This is a genomic window from Marinococcus sp. LNHM5E3-2.1 (assembly GCF_056034365.1).
The window spans coordinates 40896-62450 of sequence record NZ_JBQLIB010000011.1 but is presented as its reverse complement, the minus strand read 5'-3'; the positions used below and the strand labels follow the sequence as shown (position 1 = coordinate 62450).

General features: G+C 50.1%; 22 protein-coding genes. 12 read left to right on the top strand and 10 right to left on the bottom strand.

The genetic code is table 11. The annotated features are described in order from the left end of the window. Nucleotides 1-50: 50 nt before the first annotated feature. The 3 genes from ACTRXH_RS12435 (at nt 51) to ACTRXH_RS12425 (ending at nt 2438) form a co-directional block, all read left to right on the top strand. Nucleotides 51-815: a TSUP family transporter gene (locus ACTRXH_RS12435; RefSeq protein WP_474261091.1), complete on the top strand. Its 765-nt coding sequence runs from the start codon at nt 51-53 to the stop codon at nt 813-815. Nucleotides 816-947: 132 nt separating this feature from the next. Beyond that, on the top strand, nt 948-1655 hold the full coding sequence (locus ACTRXH_RS12430) for a class F sortase (RefSeq protein WP_474282374.1): 708 nt from the start codon (nt 948-950) through the stop codon (nt 1653-1655). Nucleotides 1656-1802: 147 nt separating this feature from the next. Beyond that, nucleotides 1803-2438, top strand: a complete 636-nt coding sequence (locus ACTRXH_RS12425; protein ID WP_474282372.1) for an NAD(P)-dependent oxidoreductase — start codon at nt 1803-1805, stop codon at nt 2436-2438. A 52-nt stretch (nt 2439-2490) separates the two neighbouring features. On the opposite strand, the gene ACTRXH_RS12420 is transcribed toward ACTRXH_RS12425, so the two are convergent. From ACTRXH_RS12420 to trhA, 3 genes are all read right to left on the bottom strand, one after another. Beyond that, nucleotides 2491-3609: a 5-methyltetrahydropteroyltriglutamate--homocysteine S-methyltransferase gene (locus tag ACTRXH_RS12420; RefSeq protein WP_474261095.1), complete on the bottom strand. Its 1119-nt coding sequence runs from the start codon at nt 3607-3609 to the stop codon at nt 2491-2493. A 72-nt stretch (nt 3610-3681) separates the two neighbouring features. Beyond that, entirely contained in the window at nt 3682-3978 is a 297-nt protein-coding gene (locus tag ACTRXH_RS12415; protein ID WP_474261096.1) for a hypothetical protein, read from the bottom strand. 112 nt (nt 3979-4090) lie between these two features. Continuing rightward, a complete protein-coding gene (gene trhA / locus ACTRXH_RS12410; protein WP_474261097.1) occupies nt 4091-4738 on the bottom strand; it encodes a PAQR family membrane homeostasis protein TrhA in 648 nt (215 codons plus the stop codon). Nucleotides 4739-4898: 160 nt separating this feature from the next. Here trhA and ACTRXH_RS12405 point away from each other — a divergent pair, with 160 nt between their 5' ends. Then, nucleotides 4899-5915 carry a zinc-binding alcohol dehydrogenase family protein gene (locus ACTRXH_RS12405; RefSeq protein ID WP_474282370.1) on the top strand — a complete coding sequence of 339 codons (1017 nt, stop codon included), beginning with the start codon at nt 4899-4901 and terminating at the stop codon, nt 5913-5915. Nucleotides 5916-5963: 48 nt separating this feature from the next. On the opposite strand, the gene ACTRXH_RS12400 is transcribed toward ACTRXH_RS12405, so the two are convergent. After that, nucleotides 5964-7553 carry a solute:sodium symporter family transporter gene (locus ACTRXH_RS12400; RefSeq protein ID WP_474282420.1) on the bottom strand — a complete coding sequence of 530 codons (1590 nt, stop codon included), beginning with the start codon at nt 7551-7553 and terminating at the stop codon, nt 5964-5966. A gap of 341 nt (nt 7554-7894) precedes the next feature. On the opposite strand from ACTRXH_RS12400, the gene ACTRXH_RS12395 reads away from it, so the two are divergent. Further along, nucleotides 7895-9112, top strand: coding sequence for an MFS transporter (locus ACTRXH_RS12395; RefSeq protein ID WP_474282368.1), 1218 nt, complete (start codon nt 7895-7897; stop codon nt 9110-9112). Between the two features lie 50 nt (nt 9113-9162). Here ACTRXH_RS12395 and ACTRXH_RS12390 read toward each other — a convergent pair whose 3' ends face one another. After that, the gene (locus ACTRXH_RS12390; protein WP_474282366.1) at nt 9163-10161 is read right to left on the bottom strand and encodes an LLM class flavin-dependent oxidoreductase; all 999 of its coding nucleotides are present in this window, start codon (nt 10159-10161) and stop codon (nt 9163-9165) included. Between the two features lie 94 nt (nt 10162-10255). Here ACTRXH_RS12390 and ACTRXH_RS12385 point away from each other — a divergent pair, with 94 nt between their 5' ends. After that, nucleotides 10256-11152, top strand: coding sequence for a hypothetical protein (locus tag ACTRXH_RS12385; RefSeq protein WP_474282364.1), 897 nt, complete (start codon nt 10256-10258; stop codon nt 11150-11152). 9 nt (nt 11153-11161) lie between these two features. Here ACTRXH_RS12385 and ACTRXH_RS12380 read toward each other — a convergent pair whose 3' ends face one another. Continuing rightward, complete coding sequence (locus ACTRXH_RS12380; protein ID WP_474282362.1) at nt 11162-11701, bottom strand: GbsR/MarR family transcriptional regulator; 540 nt, start codon at nt 11699-11701, stop codon at nt 11162-11164. Between the two features lie 257 nt (nt 11702-11958). On the opposite strand from ACTRXH_RS12380, the gene ACTRXH_RS12375 reads away from it, so the two are divergent. Genes ACTRXH_RS12375 through ACTRXH_RS12365 form a run of 3 tightly spaced genes read left to right on the top strand, consistent with a single transcriptional unit; the run spans nt 11959 to nt 14997 of the window. Further along, nucleotides 11959-13155 carry a quaternary amine ABC transporter ATP-binding protein gene (locus ACTRXH_RS12375; RefSeq protein WP_474261103.1) on the top strand — a complete coding sequence of 399 codons (1197 nt, stop codon included), beginning with the start codon at nt 11959-11961 and terminating at the stop codon, nt 13153-13155. Beyond that, the gene (locus ACTRXH_RS12370; RefSeq protein ID WP_474261104.1) at nt 13148-13987 is read left to right on the top strand and encodes an ABC transporter permease; all 840 of its coding nucleotides are present in this window, start codon (nt 13148-13150) and stop codon (nt 13985-13987) included. Before ACTRXH_RS12375 ends, ACTRXH_RS12370 begins: the two co-directional genes overlap by 8 nt. Nucleotides 13988-14046: 59 nt before the next feature. Beyond that, nucleotides 14047-14997 carry a glycine betaine ABC transporter substrate-binding protein gene (locus ACTRXH_RS12365; RefSeq protein ID WP_474282360.1) on the top strand — a complete coding sequence of 317 codons (951 nt, stop codon included), beginning with the start codon at nt 14047-14049 and terminating at the stop codon, nt 14995-14997. A 256-nt stretch (nt 14998-15253) separates the two neighbouring features. On the opposite strand, the gene ACTRXH_RS12360 is transcribed toward ACTRXH_RS12365, so the two are convergent. Continuing rightward, nucleotides 15254-15493 carry a DUF362 domain-containing protein gene (locus ACTRXH_RS12360; protein WP_022793374.1) on the bottom strand — a complete coding sequence of 80 codons (240 nt, stop codon included), beginning with the start codon at nt 15491-15493 and terminating at the stop codon, nt 15254-15256. A gap of 226 nt (nt 15494-15719) precedes the next feature. On the opposite strand from ACTRXH_RS12360, the gene ACTRXH_RS12355 reads away from it, so the two are divergent. Both ACTRXH_RS12355 and ACTRXH_RS12350 read left to right on the top strand, forming a co-directional pair. Further along, nucleotides 15720-17498 carry an SLC13 family permease gene (locus ACTRXH_RS12355; RefSeq protein WP_474282358.1) on the top strand — a complete coding sequence of 593 codons (1779 nt, stop codon included), beginning with the start codon at nt 15720-15722 and terminating at the stop codon, nt 17496-17498. Nucleotides 17499-17560: 62 nt separating this feature from the next. Then, nucleotides 17561-18076: a VanZ family protein gene (locus tag ACTRXH_RS12350; protein WP_474261107.1), complete on the top strand. Its 516-nt coding sequence runs from the start codon at nt 17561-17563 to the stop codon at nt 18074-18076. 80 nt (nt 18077-18156) lie between these two features. On the opposite strand, the gene ACTRXH_RS12345 is transcribed toward ACTRXH_RS12350, so the two are convergent. Continuing rightward, nucleotides 18157-18543, bottom strand: a complete 387-nt coding sequence (locus tag ACTRXH_RS12345; RefSeq protein WP_474282356.1) for a single-stranded DNA-binding protein — start codon at nt 18541-18543, stop codon at nt 18157-18159. An 18-nt stretch (nt 18544-18561) separates the two neighbouring features. Continuing rightward, nucleotides 18562-19128 (bottom strand): transposase, encoded by a 567-nt coding sequence (locus ACTRXH_RS12340; protein ID WP_474261109.1) that lies wholly within the window; start codon nt 19126-19128, stop codon nt 18562-18564. 345 nt (nt 19129-19473) lie between these two features. On the opposite strand from ACTRXH_RS12340, the gene galU reads away from it, so the two are divergent. Next, nucleotides 19474-20361, top strand: coding sequence for a UTP--glucose-1-phosphate uridylyltransferase GalU (gene galU, locus ACTRXH_RS12335; RefSeq protein WP_474261110.1), 888 nt, complete (start codon nt 19474-19476; stop codon nt 20359-20361). Between the two features lie 69 nt (nt 20362-20430). Here the strand turns inward: galU and ACTRXH_RS12330 are convergent, their stop codons facing one another. Then, nucleotides 20431-21366 carry an accessory Sec system S-layer assembly protein gene (locus ACTRXH_RS12330; RefSeq protein ID WP_474261111.1) on the bottom strand — a complete coding sequence of 312 codons (936 nt, stop codon included), beginning with the start codon at nt 21364-21366 and terminating at the stop codon, nt 20431-20433. Nucleotides 21367-21555 lie beyond the last annotated feature (189 nt).

The following is a 21555-nucleotide window of genomic DNA, read 5'->3' as shown; positions in this document are numbered from 1 at the left end:
TAAAATAGCAGGGACATCTTTGGTTTTTACAGAAAGCGGGCTGCATACATATGGATGAGTTCTCGGTATCGGTATTGTTATTTTTAGTTTTGATCGGTTTTCTCGCCGCATTTGTGGATGCGGTAGTTGGCGGAGGCGGGCTGATTGCCATGCCGGCGCTTCTTTTTACGGGTATGTCGCCGCAGACGGCACTAGGAACGAATAAGCTCGCAGGGACGATGGGCTCGGGGACGAGTATGATCTCGTTTCTCCGGCACGGCCAGATTAACAAGCGTCTCGTGTTTACGCTTTTCCCCCTGGCGTTTGCAGGATCGGTCCTCGGCGTAATCGTCGTGCAGCGGATTCCGCCGGATATTCTGGAGCCGATCATTTTAATTCTGCTTGTCGTGGTGACGATCTATACGCTTGTGAACAAAAATTTGGGCAGCCTGTCCACGTTTCAGAGCATCACCCGGAAGGTGTGGATCGTTGGTGCGCTTGTCGCTGTGGTCCTCGGATTTTATGATGGCTTTCTCGGCCCGGGGACGGGATCGTTTTTGCTGTTTGCCTTTATTTTTCTTGGCTTCAACTTTGTCGAAGCTGCGGGAAATGCCAAGGTGCTGAATTTTGCAAGCAACATTGGCGGGCTGCTCGCGTTTATCTGGTTTGATTCGATTCATTATGCGTACGGTCTGCCGATGGGGGCTGCGATGATTGCCGGCGCATACGTCGGTGCAAATGTCGCCATAAAAAAAGGCTCGGCCTACGTGAAGATGCTGTTTATCATCGTAACCATCGCTTTAATCGCTAAAAACGCCTGGGATTATTTAATGTAAAAAAGTCTTCAAAAGAAGGCTTTTTTATTTTTCTTAAATTTTTTTAAATAAAAGTGATCCAATCAAAAACTTCGTGCGTAAACTGAGTAGTTCTTGCAAAAAAGCATCACGCAGGTAAAGGGGGCGGGCGGTATGAAGCAGTGGATAGTAACGGGGCTTACAGCTGCTGTGATTTCTATCGCAATTGGCTTCGGTGTCTACGCTCTCCTTCCTGTATTTTCCCCGCCCCCGGAAACGGAAGTGCTTTCGGGGAAACCGGCGGGGCAGGAAAAAGCTTCAGAAGCAGATACCAACGCTCCGGCAGAAAAAGAAAGCGTGAACGGGGTGGAGGATATGGCTGCTTCTGCAGAAAAAGAGGATATATCGCTCTCTGATCCTGAGGAATTATCTGTTCCATCCATCGATGTCTCGGCTCCTTTAGAGCCGGTAGGAGTTTTGGACAATGGGCAGATGGGCGTACCCTCGAGCGAAAACGGAGTAGCCTGGTTCGAGCCGGGTCCGGAGCCTGGAGAGAAAGGCAATGCCGTGATGGCAGGCCATGTAGATAGTATTGACGGACCCTCTGTATTTTACGAGCTCGAAAGCGTACAGGCAGGGGAACAGATCCAGGTGACAACTGAAGACGGGCAGGAGCTTATGTTTGAAGTTCAGCAGGTAGTGAGCTATCCGCGGGAGGAAGCTCCGATTGAGGAAATTTTCGGAAGCAGTGACAGCCGGAATCTGAATCTGATCACCTGCGCCGGCACGTTCGAACAGGAGCACGGGACGCATGATGAACGGCTCGTCGTTTACACGGAGCTTACAGAAGAAAGCGAACAGATGCTTTTGGCAGCAGATTGACACATCGATGGATATAAAGGAGAGCGATTGAGCAACCGGGGCCTCAATCGCTCTCCTTTTATTTGTGTTTTTCCGACTGTGGTTGGGTTTGCCCTCCATCTCCGGTACAATGGAAGAAGCAGTGTGAACAAACAGGAGGGAACCGATATGAAAATAGTTGTATTTGGTGCGACCGGCAATACGGGAAAACGTTTTGTCCGTAAAGCATTAAAAGAAGGCAGTGAAGTAGTCGTATACGCCCGCGACCCGGAAAAATTATTGATTGATAATGAAAATTTGACTGTTCATGAAGGGGAAATTACGAATTATCAGAACGTCTATGACTCCCTGAAGGGCGCAGATGCGGTAGTCAGCCTCCTCGGCCGCAAGGAAGCGGCGAAGGGTACACCGCTCAGCACCGGCATGTCCCACATTGTAAACGCGATGCAGGAACGGGGGATCAGCCGTCTTGTGGCAGTCACGAGCTCGGATGTGAAAACCCCGCAGGACGGCACGTCCAAGCGGTTCAGCCTGCTCACCACCGGCTGGAAAGTGGCGAAGTTTAAAGGATCGAATGAAAATGCGAACGCCGCTGATATTATCCGCCAGTCAAATCTGGACTGGACGCTCGTTCGGGTGCCGGTGCTTTCCGATAAGCCTTCCGGCGAAAACGCGCCGACCGCAGGCTATCCCGGCCGGCATGACCTGAAAAACACGCTCTACCGCCAGACGCTGGTGGATTTTCTGTACGAACAGCTTGAAACGAGTGACTTCTCCAGGGAAGCTCCTGTGTTAAGCAACTAAATACGATAAAAAGCAGGACCAAAAATTTTCGGTCCTGCTTTTTTATTCTGTATTATCCCTGCCATACATCTTTTGCGATGGCTACAACGTGCTCGAGCTTTTTCCACTGTTCGTCCTCGGTCAGAACATTGCCTTCCTCAGTCGAAGCGAACCCGCACTGCGGACTCAGGCAGAGCTGCTCAAGCGGTACGTACTCGGATGCTTCCATGATTCTTGATTTTACATCCTCCGCATTTTCAAGCTCTCCGCTTTTAGAGGTGATTAGGCCGAGCACGACCTGCACATCCTCGCGGTTGATGAAGCGGAGCGGTTTGAAATCGCCGGCCCGGTCGCTGTCATACTCAAGGAAAAAGCCGTCTACATTGACACTGCCAAACAAAATATCAGCTACGGGCTCGTAGCCGCCAGAGGAGATCCATGTAGAGCGGAAGTTACCGCGGCAGATGTGCATCGTAATTGTCATATCCTCCGGCTTGTAGGCGACGGCTTCATTGACCGCCCGCGCATGGCGTTCCACCAGGGAACGATGATCGATGCCCTCCTGATTCATACGCTCGACCTGTTCCTCGGAGCACAGATACGCCCAGGATGTGTCGTCGAGCTGCAGGTAGCGGCACCCGGCGTCATAAAACGCCTGAATCGCTTTTTGATAAGCCTTCGCCAGGTCGTCGATCATGTCTCCGGGACCGCTGTAAAGGTCGGTCTCAATCTCGCTTCGAAGGTGCAGCATGTTCGGGCTTGGTATCGTAAACTTTGCCTCGGTGCTGCCGGTGATCTGATGAAGGTAGCGGAAATCCTCCAGCATTGGGTGCTTATCGCTAAAGTCAATTTTTCCGGTCACCTTGATGCCGCGGGCCTTTGTCTGTACCCCTTCAAACTGGATGCCGGAGTCTTTATCGTAGGCCTCCACACCAATTAAATCCTCAAGAAAGTCAAAATGCCACCAGGCGCGGCGGAACTCTCCGTCTGTGACAGCCTGAAGCCCCGTTTCTTTTTGCTTCTGAACGATGCGTTCGATTTCCTTATCCTCTACACGCCGCAGTTCATCCGCAGAAATGGATTCATTCGCATAGCTTTCACGTGCTTCTTTAATCGCGGCAGTACGCAAAAGGCTTCCTACCTGGTCTGCCCGGTAGGGAGCTTTTGTCCGCCAGTGTGCTGATTGTGCCATACTCTCTCTCCTTTAAAAACCATTGGTAAATATCTTGAAGCTTATCAAAATTTTGAATAGAAGTAAATTGCTTCAGAGGGAAACAAGCCTTGAAATAATATATAAAAACAGTAAAAACAAAAGAAACAGGGCGATGCTTCCGGCAATCAAAGAATAGAGGAAGCGTTTTTTATTTTTCTCTTCGGTATAAACGATGAAATACCGCAAGCCTGCGACCGTGAGGCCAACCGGGATGATTAAAACGAGCGGATGGGTGATATAGGTAAGAAGCTCGCTGGAGGTAAAAAACAGCCTGGTCGTCAGCAGCACAGCATAGACAGCCAGAACAGCGAGAGCGTAATTGATATAGGTGTGCGCACGTGTCGGCAAGCAAAAACATCCTTTGTATATATTTACTTTTATTCTTATCACAAACCGAGGTCTTTGTTAACGGGCAATGTAAAAAAAGCCGTGCTCTCTGAAAAGTACGGGCTTTCGTCTGCTATAAAGGGATAACGTAGAAAAACACGGCAGAGAAATGGGCGGCAGAGCCGGCGAGAACAAAAAAATGCCAGACGGCGTGATGGTAGGGAAAGCTTCGCCACATGTAAAAAATAGTGCCGGCGGTGTACAATACGCCTCCAATAACAAGCAGCACGAGGCCGCCGTAGGGCAGAGCGCTCACAAGCGCCGGCCAGGCGATAATAATGATCCACCCCATGCCGATGTAAAAAACGGTCGACAGAATACGGAACCGTTTAGTGAAGAAGGCTTTAAAAATAATCCCGATGGCGGCAATGCCCCAAACGATGCTGAATAAGACCCAGCTTAAGGTACCGTCGATTGCGTGAAACAAAAAAGGTGTGTACGTGCCTGCGATAAACAGGTAGATGGCAGAGTGGTCAAACACTTCAAACAAATCCTTGAGTCTGCCCGGCGGAAAGCTGTGAAGCAGGGTGGAGCATATGTAGGAGATAAGCATGGATGTGCCGAAAATAGAAACGCTTACCACATGGAGGGCTGAAGCGTTCATGGAAGCGAAAACGATCATAATAATAAGCGCAGCAGCGCTCAGCAGAGCACCGATGCCGTGCGTGACTGCGTTAGCGAATTCTTCCCTTTTAGTAAACGTGTGGGTTTGATCCTGCATACGCCGCCTTCTTTCATTAAGAATAGTTTCATCATTATAACTCATTTTCTGCAGAGTTTCGAACAGGTATAAATAGCTGCGGATTTGTTTGCCGGATGGAAGGGGGCGGGTATGAGAAATCAGAATGGCTTTAACCAAGTGAGGAAAGAAGGGTCCATTAATGAAAGCAATAGGTTTTAAAAAACACCTTCCCATTGAAGAACAAGCAAGCTTTGAAATGTTTGACGTGGCAAAATCAGAACCGAAGGGCCGGGATCTGCTTGTGCGTGTCCAGGCGGTTTCCGTAAATCCGGTGGATACAAAAATCCGCGGAGGAAATGAAGGAGCGGAAGAAGCAGAGCCGCAGATTCTCGGCTTTGACGCAGCCGGTGTCGTAGAATCGGCGGGCGAAGAGGCGTCGCTGTTTCAGCCCGGCGATGAAGTGTATTACGCTGGAAGTAATCAGCGGTCCGGCTCGAACCAGGAGTATCACCTGGTAGATGAGCGGGTAGTGGGCAGACGGCCTGCGCAGCTTTCGGTGGCCGAAAGTGCTGCCATGCCTTTAACTGCTATTACTGCGTACGAAGCGCTGTTCGACCGGATTGGAATTGTACCGGAACGGGACCGCGGAGCTTCTGTACTCGTGTTAAACGGCGCGGGCGGCGTCGGCTCCATTGCGATTCAGCTCGCCAAATGGGCCGGTCTTAATGTAGTCGCTACTGCTTCACGTGAAGAAACAACGGCCTGGTGCGAACAGATGGGGGCAGACAAAGTGATTAACCATCACCAGCCTCTGTTCAAGCAGCTCCAGGAGGCAGGATATGACGGAGTCGACTATATTCTCTGCTTCACCGATACGGCCCAGCACTGGTCAGGGATGGCAGAGTGCATTCGTCCGCAGGGAACCATTTGTTCCATTGTGGAAACAGAGGAGCCGCTTCCGCTGACCGAGCTGCAGGCAAAAAGTGCCGCCTTTATGTGGGAGTTTATGTTTACGCGGCCGATGTACCAGACGGAGGATATGATCCGGCAGCACGTAATTCTGGGTGAACTGGCTGATCTGTTTGATCAAGGAACTATCAAGCCGACGCTCACCAAAACGCTGACCCCGCTGAATGCCGGCCAGATGAAAGAAGCACATCGACGGGTGGAGTCGGGTAAAACGATTGGTAAAATTGTCCTTGAACAATGGGAGTAAACGAAAAAGCACCGCAGCCACTCCGGCCGCGGTGCACTTTTTTTGAGGTTAGGAAGCGACTCCGAGAGGAGAGAAGATTACATAAAGAATGCCGATGCCGATAATCAGGCCGGCCGCTGCCGGCTTGGCATATTTCCACGGCACCATGTCCACCGGTGCTTCGTTTTTGAATTCGAAAGGCTTATCCATCGGCTTGAGTTTCCCTGCAACGAGCATCACAATGACGCTGAGCGGAAACAGCACACTCAATACATAAAGGAAGTTGAGCTCTCCGATAAAGATTTTGCTTGCGCCGTACAAAATGATGTGTACCGGTACAGCCACCTTTGCAGCAAACGGTGATACATTTTTTGTATAAAAGCCGACGACCATAATGGCAAGCACCGGAATATTAAAGAAACCAAACATTTCCTGCAGGTAATTGTATAACCCTGACGGTGCAAACAAAATAAAGGGAGAAATAAAGATGGAGACAATAGCGACGATCATGGCAAACCGCTGCCCGGAACGAACGAGGGCTGCTTCATCGGCCTCCGGGTGAAACAACGGTTTATATAAATCAAGCGTAAACAGTGTAATAACGCTGTTGATGCCTCCGTTAAATGAACTCAGGACAGCGCCGAACAAAATAGCTGCGAACACACCGGTCAGTACCGGCGGCAGCAGGTCAGTCACGAGCGTCGGATAGGCGGCGTCTCCATTAGCGAGACTGCTGCCGTACAGATGATAGGCGATGACGCCAGGAAGTACGAGGTAAAAGGCACCGAACAATTTAAATAGGGCAGTAATCATAACACCCTTCTGACCTTCTTTTAAATTACGTGCCGCAAGCGGGCGCTGGACGATGGCCTGATTAATACAAAAGTAAAAAAGATTGTTAAATAAAAGCCCCATAAATATTGTCGGCCACGGCACCTGGGCGTCGTTGCTGCCGTCGATGGCGTTTAATTTGTCAGTATGCTCCGAGGTGAGCGTTCCAACCCCGTTAAACATATTGCCATTGCCGAGTGCCATGAGTCCGAGTACGAGAATAAGAATACCACCGGCAATTAGTCCGACGCCGTACAGTGAATCAGCGGAAGCGATAGCCTTCAGGCCGCCGAACACAATATAAAGCATGCCGACAAGTCCGATGCCGGCAGAAACGATTAAGACGGTGAAAAACTGGCTCGTGCCAAGCACATCCGAAATATCAAATATCTGATCAAGCACGAGGGAGCCGGAATACAGCACGGTCGGCAGAAACGAGGAAGCAAACCCGAGCAGCATAAGTAATGAAACGATCTGCCTTGTCCGCTGATCATAGCGCTTTTCAAGAAACTCGGTAACGGTAGTTACGCCCGCCCGTAAGTATTTAGGCAAAAACATAAATGCCATAAAAATGAGTGCCACTGGTGTAGTAACCTCCCAGGCCATCGAAGCCATCGAGCCAGTGTACGTTTGCCCGCTAAGTCCAACGAGCTGCTCAGTGGAGAGATTGGCAAGCAGGGTGGATGAGCCAATGGTAAGTGCCATCAGACTGCGGCCGCCGAGAAAATACCCCTCTTGACTCTGCATGTTAATGTTTTTCGTCCGGTAGGCGGCGTAGACGGCAATGGCAATAGTAATAAGTATGAATGTAAAAAGTGAAAACATGATGTCCCTTCTTTCCTGCTGTATGAGTTTATCGAAACGTTTTGAATAGTACGCACGAAAAAAGGTTTACCCCTGCCAAATTCCGCGCAAACCCCTGATAACAGCGAATTGTATAAAAAGCATCATAACGATGGATACGTAAAATAAATAAAAATATTGATAAAAAGGAAATGATAACCCTTACATGATAAAAATAAAAAAATCAACAGAAAAAATGTGACGATTTTGTGTCGTAAGCGTTTTACAGTCTAGACGTATAAAAGCCCAGCCTATAGAATAAGAACTCGTTGTGAGATAAAACAGAGTGAAAAATTAATTAACTAATGTATCAAGGAGGGATAACAATGATCGTACGCAATGGCCAAACGTTCCGCCCAATGGTGATGATTGCCATGTTTATGATTTCTACGTTCGCTATCGGAACTACTGAATACGTCGCCATGGGGATTTTGTCGAATGTCTCTGACTCCTTTGGCATCACGATTTCTGCCGCGGGTCTGATTGTCAGCATGTATGCGCTCGGCGTCGCCGTGCTCTCGCCAATTGCTATATCTCTTCTGGTGAAGTTTCCAAGGAAGTATGTATTAATTGGGTTAATGCTTTTGTTTATCGGATCCAGCGTTGCCAGCGCCCTGGCGCCAAATTACACGGTGCTGCTGTGGGCACGCGTCTTCTCTGCATTGATGCACGGTCCGTTCTTTGCCATTGCGATGGTTATGGCAAGCGAAGTTGTCCCTCCGTCGAAAAAGTCCGGCGCGGTGGCTGCCATTAATGGCGGTCTGACGATTTCCTTAATGATCGGCGTACCGTTCGGTGCGTATATCGGAGATTTATTTGACTGGCGCATAGTGTTTGCCGGTATTGCCGGACTCGGCGTGATCAGCCTGCTCGGAATTATCTTTTTCGTGCCGAATATGAATGCTGAAGAACCAACGTCCATGAGAAAAGAGCTTGGCGTATTCAAAAGAAAACAGGTGTTGTTTGCACTCGCTATTACAGTATTCGGCTATTCAGGTGTTTTTACCGCCTACACGTATATTGAGCCCCTGCTTCAGGATATAACAGGCTTTGGTCCGGCAGGTATAACGCTTTCCCTATTTTTATTCGGGGTCGGAGGCGTTTTGGGTAACATGCTTTCGGGGCGTTTGAATGCAGAATCTCTGTTGAAGCCACTGATGGTCGTGATGGCTTCACTGACCGTGATTCTGTCGACGCTCACCTTAACGAGTACCATCCCATGGCTAGCCCCGGTATCGGTGCTTCTGTTGGGGATGGGAGCCTTTGGTACAGTACCAATTCTGCAGACAACGGTTATCCGGGCAGCGGAAGGGGCGCCTTCGATCGCAAGCGCGTCCGCGGTCTCTGCCTTTAACCTGGCGAACGCCTTTGGCGCCTGGGTTGGTGGTGTGGTCATCAGTCTCGGTCTCAGCCTGCCGATGATCGGGATGGCCGGCGCTTTCATTACGCTGTTAGGTCTGATGCTTTCGTGGCTCTCCTTCCGCTCCAGCGAAAAAGAATCCCAGGAAAGCAGCCAGGGAGTACCGGCAGCAGATTCTTACTAGGAAAACAAAAAATCCGCACGCTCGGAAAATGAGCGTGCGGATTTTTTCGTTTAAAGGTTGGCGGCAATATCGGCGGCGTATTGGAAGGATTTCTTTTTTGCTTCAAAATCATAAATGTTGGTAATGCCCATCAGTTCATCGAGCCCGAGCTTATCCCGCAGTTCACGCAGCTGTTTCTGCACGGTGGCCGGGGAGCCGATAACAGCCCGGCGCCGGTTCTCCCGCACTTTTTCCTGTTCTTCCTGCGTCCAGGCAGCAGGATTTACGCTTTCCGGAGCAGGGACTTTTGTATTTGTGCCCTTTTCGATATTTAAAAGCCACTGGTCCTGGCTCAGCGCCAGGCGGTCAGCCTCTTCATCGGTAGCCGCACAGACGATAAATACACAGGCGGCGGCGACCGGCCGGGGCTGCCGGTCACTTGGTACAAAGGAGGCATGGTATTTACGGACAGCCTCGACGCCCTGGTCCGGGCTGATAAACTGGCCGAACATGAAGCCGGCGCTTTGTTTGCCGGCATCCCGGGCGCCGCGCTCGGACAAACCGAGTACCCAGGTTTCCGGCAGGGAGCTGCTCATCGGAGAGGCTTTGATCGACGCATAGGGGTGGTCACCGGGAAGAGAGCGGTCAATAAACCCCTGGACCTCCTGAAGAAGGCGGGGAAAGGCGGACATGCTCTTTTTATTTCCATCCGTCAGGGCTTCCCGGATCGTATTACCTCCGCCGGGAGATCTTCCAATGCCAAGGTCGATCCGGCCCGGAAATAAAGCTTCAAGCACTTTAAAGTTTTCGGCTACTTTGTACGGACTGTACTGTGGGAGCAGGACGCCTCCCGAGCCAATGCGGATGCTTGTGGTGACGCTTGCGAGATGTGACATCAGAATTTCTGGCGAAGAGCCGGCCAAACCGCTGGTGCTGTGGTGCTCGGCTACCCAAAAGCGGTGAAATCCCCAATTCTCCGCCATTTGAACGAGCTCGCGGCTGTGTTCGAAGGCTTTTTCGGGGGTCTCGCCTTCTGCAATCGGTGATTGATCAAGAATACTGATATTCATCTGCGTTCCTCCAGCTAAACAGAATGCTTTTCTATGCTAGTCCAGTGTAAAAGAAAAACGAAAAAATCTACAGTAAATGAAATGGGGAAGACCAATGAACACAGAATCGATCCGTCGTTGGATTCAACAGGTATACGGTATAGAAGCAGCTTCGTCCGGGCAGCAAGGAGCCAGATGCTGGAGTGTAAGTGATAAAGAAGGATTAGTGTGGGAGCTTGTGACCGGTGATCTTGCGCTTCCGGAAAACGATACGGTCCGGTGGCTTGAAGCTGACAACGATATCAGCATCAAAAAGACAAGAGAGGGAAAAAAACTGGCAGAGGCCGGGGAGGCAGGCTGGGCCTATATGTATCAGAAGAAGCCGGGTAGCCGTGGCCACGCTGGTAAGGAAGGGGGAAATTACCGGCAGCTTGGCGCCTGTCTGGCAGAAAAGCACCGCAGCTGGCAAGAGAAACTGCCGCTAAACGATAAAGACAGCGTTTGGCTGGCGGAGCAGACTTTAAAGACAGAATACCAGCAGATGGAACTGCTGCTTCCAAAAGGCCAGATGATGATCCGGCGAAGCATCGATGCGCTGTTTCCCGTGATCGAACGTGCAGCCCTTCAGTTGGAGAACACAGGTTTTGTTTTCAGAGAAATAAATAGGGAGCAAAATGCAGGGGGAGAGGGTTTGTCCCCGGGAGCGATGCCGGGAGTTCATGTAAGCTTATATGATCTTGCTGCGCTGCTGCGGGACATTCTGCTTTCCTTTTCCGGAGAACAGGACTATCAGCCCTTTGCCCGGATGGTTTTTAATGAACTGCTCGCCGGCTATGACAGTGTACGAAGCATACCGCTTTCTTCGCTGCAACAGTTTGCGAATATTCTGGAATGGCACGACCTGTATCAGTATGCTCTCCTCTGGCAAAAAGATGCCACGGGGGCAGAGGCAGCAGTCAGAATAAGGGAGCAGATCCGGCTTGAGCACCGGCTGCCGTTGCTGGAAATTTGAAAGCGGGAGTTACTTTGGGGGGATCTTCGCAAAAATTTCACCGCTTTCAAAAATGCGGATCACTTCATCAAGCCATTCATAATAGCTCAGGGCGTAATTGATTTTTTCAAGATCGTGCTGAAGCTCTTCGATAAGGAGGGGATCCTCCGCTTCCTCTAAACAGGATTCAAATTCCTCTTTGGCACGGCGGGCTGCATTTTGGTTATTATCCGAGGCCTCCCGCCAGCGGTTGACAAAAACAGAGGTAAATGATTGATACCAGTCGTCGTTGGATTGGTACAAATCCTTGCGTACCCCTTTTTCCCATACCCGTTCGACCATGCCTGCATCCATGAGGGCCCGTATACCGGTGCTCATACTCATTTTACTCATGCCCAGTGCCTCGCTCATGTCATCGAGTGTCATTGGACGCTCGGCAAACAACATGGTTCCGTACAGGCGTCCGTTTGTATCGGAAACACCGTATAGGCCCATATTCTGGGCAATCGTGGAAATGAACTGGTTTTTTGCTTCATCCAGCTTGTTCTGAATATGCTGCTTCTTTTCCATACGGACCCCCCTTTTTGCATGTATGGTTAAAGTTTAGCAAATGGCTGTGAAATAAAAAAATTGAATATTCGGTCGTTAAGTCCTTTAATCAGCAGATATTAATAGATATAAGTATATAATGTATGTACAGTATATACTTTACGCCTCAAACGGCCCTAAATGGCATGATAAAAGTTTTGTAACTTTTAGCCTAATAATATATAGTATAAGAGTGATAATAAATTTAGACAGAGACATAGTAAACGGGGTGTGAAACGTTGGCGAAGATAGAAGTGGAAAACTTAACTAAGGTCTTCGGCAAACGCCCGAATCGTGCAATTAAACTGCTGGAACAGGGGAAATCGAAAGACGAAATCCTGGAAGAAACCGGCTGCACGGTTGGCGTGAACCGGACCAACTTTTCGGTGGAGGCCGGAGAAATATTTGTGATCATGGGACTTTCCGGGAGTGGAAAATCTACACTTGTGAGACTTCTGAACCGGTTAATTGATCCGACCGAAGGAAGCGTCTGGGTGGACGGTGACGATTTGGCCCGTATGGACGACAAAGGGCTGAGAGCGGTGCGCAGGGAAAAAATGAGCATGGTTTTCCAACAATTCGGACTATTTCCGTTCCGGACAATTCTCGACAACGTCGCGTACGGCCTGGAAATTCAGGGACTCGAGGAGCAGGAAAAAAAGAAAAAAGCAGACGAAGCTCTGCAGCTGGTCGGGCTTGGCGGCTACGGCAACATGTATCCGGATGAGCTGTCCGGCGGAATGCAGCAGCGGGTCGGCCTGGCACGGGCACTAGCGGCAGACACGGATATTCTGCTGATGGATGAAGCCTTCTCGGCGCTTGATCCCCTGATCCGGAAGGAAATGCAGGATGAGCTGCTGGAGCTTCAGGACCGGATGAAAAAGACAATTGTGTTTATCACCCATGATTTGGACGAAGCGCTTCGGCTCGGGGACCGCATTTCGATTATGAAAGATGGACGGGTGGTTCAGATTGGTACGCCGGAGGAAATTCTCCAGCATCCGGCGGATGATTACGTCGCCCAGTTCGTGGAAGACGTGGACCGCTCCAAGGTATTTACCGCCGAATCCGTCATGAAGCGGCCCGAGACGCTCACGATCGATAAGGACGGGCCGAGAGCCGCACTTCAGCGCATGAAAAAGGAAGGTATTTCGAGCCTGTATGTAACGAATAAAGACCGGACGCTGCTCGGTATTGTCCATGCCGATGAAGTATCGCGCCTGGTGGAGCAGGGATCGGAAGATATGCGAAGCATTCTGCATGAAGATGTGCCTACGGTACAAAGGGATACAGTAGTCAAGGAAATGATCGAGCTGCTTACATACAAAAACACACCAGTAGCCGTCGTTGATGAAGATAATAAGATTGTAGGCATAGTTGTAAGAGGCGCTGTTATGGCGCTGCTTTCGGGTAAGGAGGTGTCAGCCGTTGAGTAACATTACACCGCTGCCGCTTGCTGCCTGGATTGATGCGTTTGTCGACTGGCTGACCCAGGCCGAATTTATTTTTGGGCCGCTCACCGATTTTATAGGCTATATTATCAGTGGATTTGAATGGTTTTTTGGCATCTTTCCGCCGTGGCTGCTGTTGATTATTATTGTTGGATTAACGTTCTGGTTTGCCGGCAGAAAAATCGGGCTTACCGTGTTTGTCCTGCTTGGGCTGCTGCTCATCTGGAACCTGGGCTACTGGGAGGACATGGTGCTGACGCTTGCGATTGTGCTGACCGCCGGAGTAATTTCCATTGTCATCGGGGTTCCGGTCGGCATCTGGATGTCCAGGAGTTCTGCAGTCGAGGGCACGATCAAGCCGGTGCTCGACTTTATGCAGACGATGCCCGCCTTTGTGTACCTGATCCCGGCAGTTGCCTTTTTCGGCATCGGGATGGTGCCGGGCGTCGTCGCCTCGGTCATCTTTGCGATGCCGCCGACGATCCGCTTTACGAATCTCGGGATTCGGCAGGTGCCGACCGAAATTATCGAAGCGTCGGAGGCCTTCGGATCGACAGGAAACCAGAAGCTGTTTAAGGTACAGCTGCCGATGGCGAAAACAACGATCATGGCCGGGATTAACCAGACGATCATGCTGGCACTTTCGATGGTTGTTATTGCTTCGATGATCGGGGCAGACGGCCTCGGGACGGCGGTGTACTTTGCGGTCGGCCGGAACGATGTCGGCGGCGGCTTTGAAGCCGGCCTTGCGATCGTGATTGTAGCGATCATTCTGGATCGGCTGACGCAGGGCATTGGAGCAAGTAAACGAAAATAGGTATACCTCCCGGAACAGGGAGTATCCATACAATTAAGAACAAAAGGGGAGTAATTCACATGGAGAAATTATGGAAAAAAGCTGGTTTAGGCGCAGCCGGGATTTCAATGGCAGCAGTGATGACCGCCTGCGGTGGCGGAGGAGGCGGGGATTCAGAGGAATCCGGCGGCTCTGACGATTCCGGATCGAGTGAAGAATCCTCTTCCGGCGGCGGTTTTGGTGAAGAAGTAGACTACACGATTACCGGTATTGATGCCGGTGCTGGTATTATGTCTCAAAGTGAACAGGCCATCGAAGATTACGGCCTTAGCAACTGGAATCTGCAGTCAAGCTCCGGTGCGGCGATGACTAGTGCACTCGGCGATGCTGTTGAAAACGAAGAGCCGATTATTGTTACCGGCTGGACCCCGCACTGGATGTTTTCGGAATATGACCTGAAATACCTCGAGGACCCGGAAGGCTCCTACGGCGAAGGTGACGATATTCATACCGTCGTACGCCAGGGACTTGAAGAGGATATGCCGGGAGCGTATCAGTTCCTCGACCAGTTCCAGTGGGAAGCTTCTAACATGGAAGATATTATGGTAGAGATTCAGGATGGCACCGAGCCGGCTGAAGCTGCTGCTACATGGGTCGATGAAAACGAAGATATGGTATCTGAATGGACCGACGGCGTGGAAGAGGTCGACGGCGAAGCGATTGAACTCGTCTACGTGGCCTGGGACTCTGAAATTGCTTCCACTAACGTAGTCGGAGAAGTGCTTACCGATCTTGGCTACGACGTAACATTAACACAGCTTGAAGCTGGACCAATGTTTGCGGCTGTTGCTGACGGCGAAGCAGACGGCATGGTTGCCGGCTGGTTCCCGAACACGCACGCAAGCCAGATGGAAGAATACGGCGATGACTATGAAGACCTTGGTGCGAACCTTGAAGGCGCTATTACCGGCCTGGTCGTTCCGGAATACATGGACATTGAATCCATCGAAGACCTTGAAGCGGAAGAATAAGTATAATGATAAGCCGGAGCTCTCAGGAGCTTCGGTTTTATTTTTGTTTTTATACATACCAAATGCCCGCAGGCATCTGCCTGCGGGCATCAGGAAGTGGCACAATTATGAACCGGGCCAGCAGATATAACTGGCTTCAGATGGTCCAATAATCGAGGTATGGGGTGGGGTAGTAATGGTATACCCGTTTTCCCCCGATTTAATCTGCCTAATTGTAAAAATATAAAAATCCCGCTGATGGAAAGCGGGATTCGATTTATTCTGTACCGAAATATTGTTTTGCTTTTTCCAGATAAGGTTCTGTTTCCGGTGTCAGTTCAGTATCCTCGATGATAGCTTCTACTGGACAGACAACTACACAGGCACCACAGTCGATACAGACGTCTGGATCAATATAAAATTGCTCTTTTCCTTCTTCAATACAGTCTACAGGACAAACATCCACGCATTCCCCTGCTTTTTCTTCTATACATGGCGATGTAATGACGAATGCCATTTTGGTTCACCTCTTTTCAAAGTATTTCAAGAGATTTATGATTACGCGCCGAAAAACTGTCTCTCCATTGAAGAAAGCCAGCGCCTAGTAAGAAACCTCTCTTTCTCTAGTGTAAAACATATAGTGTTCCTTTACAATTACCTGGCGATAAGTATAATAGGTTGTGAGTCTAAAATTGATTAAACATATTAAAATACTATGAATTATAAAAAAGGGAGGTGACGGCGTGTCCTGGGAGATTGTATGGGTGCTGATTATCGTATTGGCGATGATTGGTGCTCTGATGAAAGAAATAGCGCGGCCGGGTATTATTTTTTTATTCGTTCTTTCACTGCTGCTTATCACAGGGATTATTACACCACAACAGGGGCTGAAGGGGTTTGCCAACCAGGGCATGCTGACCGTGGGCCTTCTTTGTATTGTTGCAGGTGCTGTCCAGCAGACCGGCATCGTGGACCGGTTCGTTGAAGGAGTACTGAGTAAAGGCCGTACCCCTAGAGGATCGCTAATGAAAATGCTCGTGCCCTCGGCGCTTATGAGCGGTTTTCTGAACAATACGCCGATTGTAGCGACGTTTTCGCCGCTTGTGAAACGGTGGTGCGAAAAATATGATCTGGCGCCGTCCAAATTCCTGCTTCCCTTGTCCTACGCCACGATCATCGGGGGCACGATTACACTGATAGGAACGTCCACCAACCTTGTCGTGCACGGGCTCCTGCTTGAGCGGGGATACGCGGGGTTTCATTTTTTTCAGCTCGCTTTAATCGGCATACCTGCAACAATTGCTGTGACCATCTTTATTTTAACGATTGGCATAAAGATTCTGCCGGACCGGAAGCCTCCGCTGTTTTACCAGAAGGAGGGCCGCCGGAAATACATGCTCAAGCTCGAAATCACACCTGATTATAAGCATCTCGGAGATACACTGAAACGGGCGGGTTTTATTAATGATCCGTCTCTGCAGCTGCTGGCTTTACTGCCAAACGGGGAAGCGGAAAGCAGGGAGGCCGGCGAACACCACATTCTTGAATCGGGTGACTGTCTGGTGGTATACGGAGACCTGGCACAGATAGCGGTGCTCGAAAATACGGATGGCCTTGATATTAGAACGGAAACGAGTGAGAAAAAAACAGCTGAAGAGCCGAATGACCGCAAGCTGATGGAAGTAATGGTAACCCACTACTCCAACATTCTATTTACAAAGCTAAAGGACATTTTCTTTGACCAGCGATTTGATGCTGCGATTATCGGCATTCATCGTTATGATGAGAGCTATTCGTCCGAAATGAAAGAAATGGTGGTAAAGCCGGGGGACACACTACTCCTGCTGGCTGGGCCGGAATTTGAACAAAAAACGAGCGCCCACAATGACTTTCACGTACTGAAAAACAGCGTGAATCCTTTTTTGAAGGGGCCGAGGTGGAAGAGCTGGCTGCCGCTCGTCATGATGATGCTGATGGTGGGGCTCGCTGCCCTGCAGATCATTCCTATTTTCTATGCAGCGCTGATCGCCGTCGCCGGACTGCTCCTGACAGGATCGCTTTCGCTGATGGATGCCCACCGGTATCTTCCATATGAAGTGCTGATCGTCATTGCTGCTGCCTTTGGACTCGGAGAAGCGATGATGAGTACGGGGGCGGCTCCGCTTCTCGCAGAACGGATGATTGACTGGTTTATGCCGTTTGGGGTGCTCGGAGTTTTTACAGCCCTCTATGTTCTGACAAATGTGTTTACCGAAGTGGTGACCAACAATGCGGCGGCCATCGTGATGCTGCCGGTGGCACTGGAAACAGCGGATATTTTGTCTGTTTCTCCGCTGGCAGCTGCGGTAATTGTCGCAATTGCAGCTTCCGCGAGCTTTATTACGCCGATTGGCTATCAGACGAATCTGTTTGTGTATACGCAGGGCGGCTACCGGTTCACGGATTTCATGAAAATCGGTGCGCCAGTGAGTCTGATTGTTATGGTTATTACCATCAGTATTACATGGGCAGTATGGGGTTAAAAGCTGGAAAAGCGTCATCAGGTTTTTTATACTGAAAATAAAGAAGAAAGAAGGTAAGCACCTTGGATATACGTGCAGAAAGTCTGTCCGCGCATAAATGGCTGTTTGCACTGCCGCTTGCAGGTGCTGTACTAACTATTCTCATTTCAACTTCCATGCCATATCAGCAGCAGGACATTCGTCCGTGGCTCGAGCACATCCCGTTTGAGCGGCTGCAGCCGTATGTATCCGTACCGTCCTTTTCCTATGGAGGAGAGCCGGTGAGTGTAGCTGCCTCCGGCGTGGAAGGCTATGTAGAATTTTTCATCCGCAAGGCAAGCCACGTGTTTATGTTCACCGCTATATTTCTGGCAGCTCTGCTCGCAGTTTACCCGTACCGCCTGCCGTTTTGGGGAAAGCTCGCCGGGGCGTACGGGTTTGTATTGATGTTTGCCATGCTTGACGAGTTCCGGCAGCACTTCAGCCCGGACAGGCACGGCATGTGGCAGGATGTTGCTCTCGACATGGCCGGAGTGTCCGCTGCGGCAGTGATTGTTGTTTTATGCTGGCTATGGAGATACGGATCGCGCTTTATGTAAAAAGTCCCCTGCAGAGGAGTGCGGGGGACTTTGTTTATGAAAGAGGGGGTAACGCGGGGGATAAAGCAAGGGGAGAACTGCTACATACCGGCGGGAAAAGGCTCAGTGCTTAAGCCGATGCTTTCCGGCGGTGCGTCAGAAGCGCCTGACTGCAGCTTTAAAAACCGCACGTCTTCAGCGTTTACTTCAACCACCTGCACACGTTTATTGTCCTTGTTGTCGTACAGACGTGTATTAATTCTTCCTTTCACACCGACCATAGCGCCTTTGTGGCAGTATTCGCACGTCGTTTCCGCCTGGCGCCGCCATACGGTAATGGGAACGAAATCGGCATCGTATTCCCCTTCCTGGTTGCGAAAGGACCGCTGAACAGCAAGGGTGAAGTTGCATACCGGGGTCCCGTCCTTCGTATAGGTTAATTCGGGATCGCGGGTGAATCTGCCGACAAGCGTCACTTGGTTAAACATGTAATCACTCCTGAATAGTTAGTGGGTCTGGGTTACAGACGTGTGGTATAAAAATTGGTGAAAGTATTCATGTCTTGGAGAAGGAAAAAAGGCAAGAGTGCGTTCGAGGGATAAAAAGGGATGCCTCGGGGCATACTCGGGCTGGGGCGCAAGGTAGTCCCGTGCGCTGCACCACCGGTACGATCCGGGGTAGGGATGATCCAGCTTCTCAGAAGGAAGCAGGTGTATCCGGCGGCTTTGTTCAAAAAAGGAGGTTTCATCAGGGAGAAGTTCGGAATGGTAACGGGACTGAAAAACGGGGCCTCCGGTGTCATAATGGCGCCGGTAGTGCATGGCATAGGACGCATGCAGCTCCCGCATAATTGTGGAGATGGAGACGTACGTGGATTCGGCCAGCAGATGAATGCTGTCCGGAAGCAGACAGTAGGCATGAAGATCGAGCTTCGTAGTATTGATTACTTTGGCTAATAAGTATACGTATTGTTTATAGTCTTTTTCGTCGGGAAATAAGGTGCGGTTGGAAGCCCCAGCTGCAGTAATGTAATAGACGGTGCCAGGAAACCAAAGGCGTTCTTCCCGGGGCACGGGCATACACCTCTTTCGTTAAAAATTTGTAGGGAGTATTTCACCAAGAGGAGGGGGTTGGTGAAAATAAGGCCGCAGACAGGACCTTGGGAGCAGAAAAAAACGCGGTTGCGCCTCCTTTCGTGTTAGAATATAACTACTATACCATATATTCCAACAAAAGGAAGAAGCAGAATGTGACAACACTTTGGGAGCCCTGCCCTGCTTTTGGAAAATTCAAGCAGTATGATTTTATCCCATGTATTTGTATTTCCCATTCGATATGGTATGTTGAATACAGCTTAATTTGTCTTATATTTAACATGCGTGCAGGGCACGCATCACAGTTATCAAGGAGGAAAAAAGATGAAAGTACGTAAAGCTATTATCCCGGCCGCAGGGCTTGGAACGCGTTTTCTGCCGGCGACAAAGGCGCAGCCAAAGGAAATGCTTCCGATCGTGGACAAACCCACTATTCAATACATAGTAGAAGAAGCGATTGCTGCCGGCATTGAAGACATTATTATTGTAAGCGGACGCGGCAAACGCGCGATCGAGGACCACTTCGACGTTTCCTATGAGCTCGAGCAGACGCTTGAAAAGAAAAACAAAACGAAGCAGCTCGAGGAGGTCCAGCAGATTTCCAATATGGCAAATATTCACTACATCCGCCAAAAGGAGCCGAAGGGCCTCGGCCATGCCATCTGGTGCGCCCACCGTTTTATCGGAGACGAGCCGTTTGCTGTGCTTCTTGGGGATGATATTGTGCATTCGGACGAGCCATGCATGAAGCAACTGACAGACGTGTTTGATAAATACCAGAGCTCGGTTGTCGGCGTCCAGCAGGTGCCGGACCAGGACGTTTCCAAATACGGCATCATTGATCCGAAAAGCGAGGAAGAAGCCGGCGTGCATAAAGTCCAGGGCTTAAAGGAAAAGCCGGATCTTGCAGATGCTCCGTCCAACTATGCGGTAATGGGACGCTACGTTCTGACACCGGAAATCTTCGACATTCTCGAAACGCTGCCGCCAGGATCCGGCAATGAGATCCAGCTGACGGATGCCATTACGAAGCTGAATGAAAGCCAGGACGTGCTGGCGTATGAATTTGACGGTGTGCGCTACGATGTTGGCGATAAGTTCGGCTTTGTTAAAGCGACGATCGACTTTGCGCTCGACCGGGAAGATCTGCGTGAGCCGCTTGAGGATTACCTGCAGAACAATATTCTGCAAACCGAAACGGATAAAAAGTAGTCATTGTAGAGAAAAGCTGCCACGGCGGCTTTTTTTGCGTAAAAAAAGAGCCCGGTTTGGGCTCCTTCGTTACGCGTTGTCTTCATTCTGTTTCTTTTTAATCGGATATGCTCTCCATTTGGAAAGATCAATTTCCTCTTTTTTCAGAAGACGATGCGGAAAAACAAACGTCCATGGCCGGCTTGAGAACGGCTGCACGGCAAAATCGTCGAGCTTAAATCCGCCCCGGGCAATGACCTCTTCGTGCGCATCCTCCACCTGCAGCGGCACGTTGTCGAGCTTGAGCTCATTGTTGCCCCCGTTGCGGATGAGAAGCGTTACATGCAGGTCACCGTTTTCCGACTGCACGGCGCGCATCCCCATGAAGTTGACCTCACCGGGACGCGGCGGCTTCATGTCACGGATCATGTCCTTCAGCTTGTCCACCTGCTGGTCGCTGAGCGCACTTTTCCAGCTGTCGGCAAGGTCAAGATGGTGCTCGCGCTTTGGTTTTTCCACGTGAAAGCCGATTTTCCATCCGTCTTTAGGAAGTTCCTGCTGAAGCTGTTCCTTAGGCGCGAAATAAAAGTTCCACGGCCGGGCGCTTCTTGGCGGGATGTCGCCGACACCGCTTAAATCCACTTTCTTTTTCGCGATCACCTGGTTGTCATTACTCATCAGAAGCACCGTGGACTGCTTCAAACGGATGGCTTTTTCTGCGCCGTTGCGGATAAAGGCGGTGACAAGCATCAGTCCGTTTTCATCCCGTTGTGCACTTATGCCCGATAGAGCGACCTGCCCCGGCTTTAGCCGGGGTGCTTCCCCGTTTAAAAAGCGGAGGTAGTATTCATCCTCTTCCGGAATTTCGGCGTCCGGATGCAGGCTGAGAGTCGTTTCTACGGTCCGTCCGCTGTCATCATGTGCTTCGTCTATGGTTTCCTCATCCGCCGGGGTTTGGTCTGCCAGTTCTTCTGGTTTAACAGCGTCACCCTGGGACGATTGCTTTTTTTTACCGAATAAAGCCATACTTTTTCACCCTTTTATAAATGTCATAGTTATAAAGTTTGTTATATACATGCACCGGCGTTAAAGATAGTCTGTACGTCCTTATAGTATATCATTCTGCCGAAGGACTTTTAAGGGGAATATCCAAATGCAAGTTAATATTCCCACGGGCCTTTTTCCTGTACAATTAAAATATACGAGTAAAACAAA

Coding starts and splice junctions, on each gene's coding strand:
- ACTRXH_RS12330 (WP_474261111.1), bottom strand. CDS start 21,366: ATGGCTTTATTCGGTAAAAAAAAGCAATCGTCCCAGGGTGACGCTGTT.
- ACTRXH_RS12390 (WP_474282366.1), bottom strand. CDS start 10,161: ATGAATATCAGTATTCTTGATCAATCACCGATTGCAGAAGGCGAGACC.
- ACTRXH_RS12380 (WP_474282362.1), bottom strand. CDS start 11,701: ATGGAAAAGAAGCAGCATATTCAGAACAAGCTGGATGAAGCAAAAAAC.
- ACTRXH_RS12360 (WP_022793374.1), bottom strand. CDS start 15,493: ATGGCATTCGTCATTACATCGCCATGTATAGAAGAAAAAGCAGGGGAA.
- ACTRXH_RS12435 (WP_474261091.1), top strand. CDS start 51: ATGGATGAGTTCTCGGTATCGGTATTGTTATTTTTAGTTTTGATCGGT.
- trhA (WP_474261097.1), bottom strand. CDS start 4,738: ATGCAGGATCAAACCCACACGTTTACTAAAAGGGAAGAATTCGCTAAC.
- ACTRXH_RS12425 (WP_474282372.1), top strand. CDS start 1,803: ATGAAAATAGTTGTATTTGGTGCGACCGGCAATACGGGAAAACGTTTT.
- ACTRXH_RS12345 (WP_474282356.1), bottom strand. CDS start 18,543: ATGTTTAACCAAGTGACGCTTGTCGGCAGATTCACCCGCGATCCCGAA.
- ACTRXH_RS12420 (WP_474261095.1), bottom strand. CDS start 3,609: ATGGCACAATCAGCACACTGGCGGACAAAAGCTCCCTACCGGGCAGAC.
- ACTRXH_RS12395 (WP_474282368.1), top strand. CDS start 7,895: ATGATCGTACGCAATGGCCAAACGTTCCGCCCAATGGTGATGATTGCC.
- galU (WP_474261110.1), top strand. CDS start 19,474: ATGAAAGTACGTAAAGCTATTATCCCGGCCGCAGGGCTTGGAACGCGT.
- ACTRXH_RS12405 (WP_474282370.1), top strand. CDS start 4,899: ATGAAAGCAATAGGTTTTAAAAAACACCTTCCCATTGAAGAACAAGCA.
- ACTRXH_RS12365 (WP_474282360.1), top strand. CDS start 14,047: ATGGAGAAATTATGGAAAAAAGCTGGTTTAGGCGCAGCCGGGATTTCA.
- ACTRXH_RS12385 (WP_474282364.1), top strand. CDS start 10,256: ATGAACACAGAATCGATCCGTCGTTGGATTCAACAGGTATACGGTATA.
- ACTRXH_RS12430 (WP_474282374.1), top strand. CDS start 948: ATGAAGCAGTGGATAGTAACGGGGCTTACAGCTGCTGTGATTTCTATC.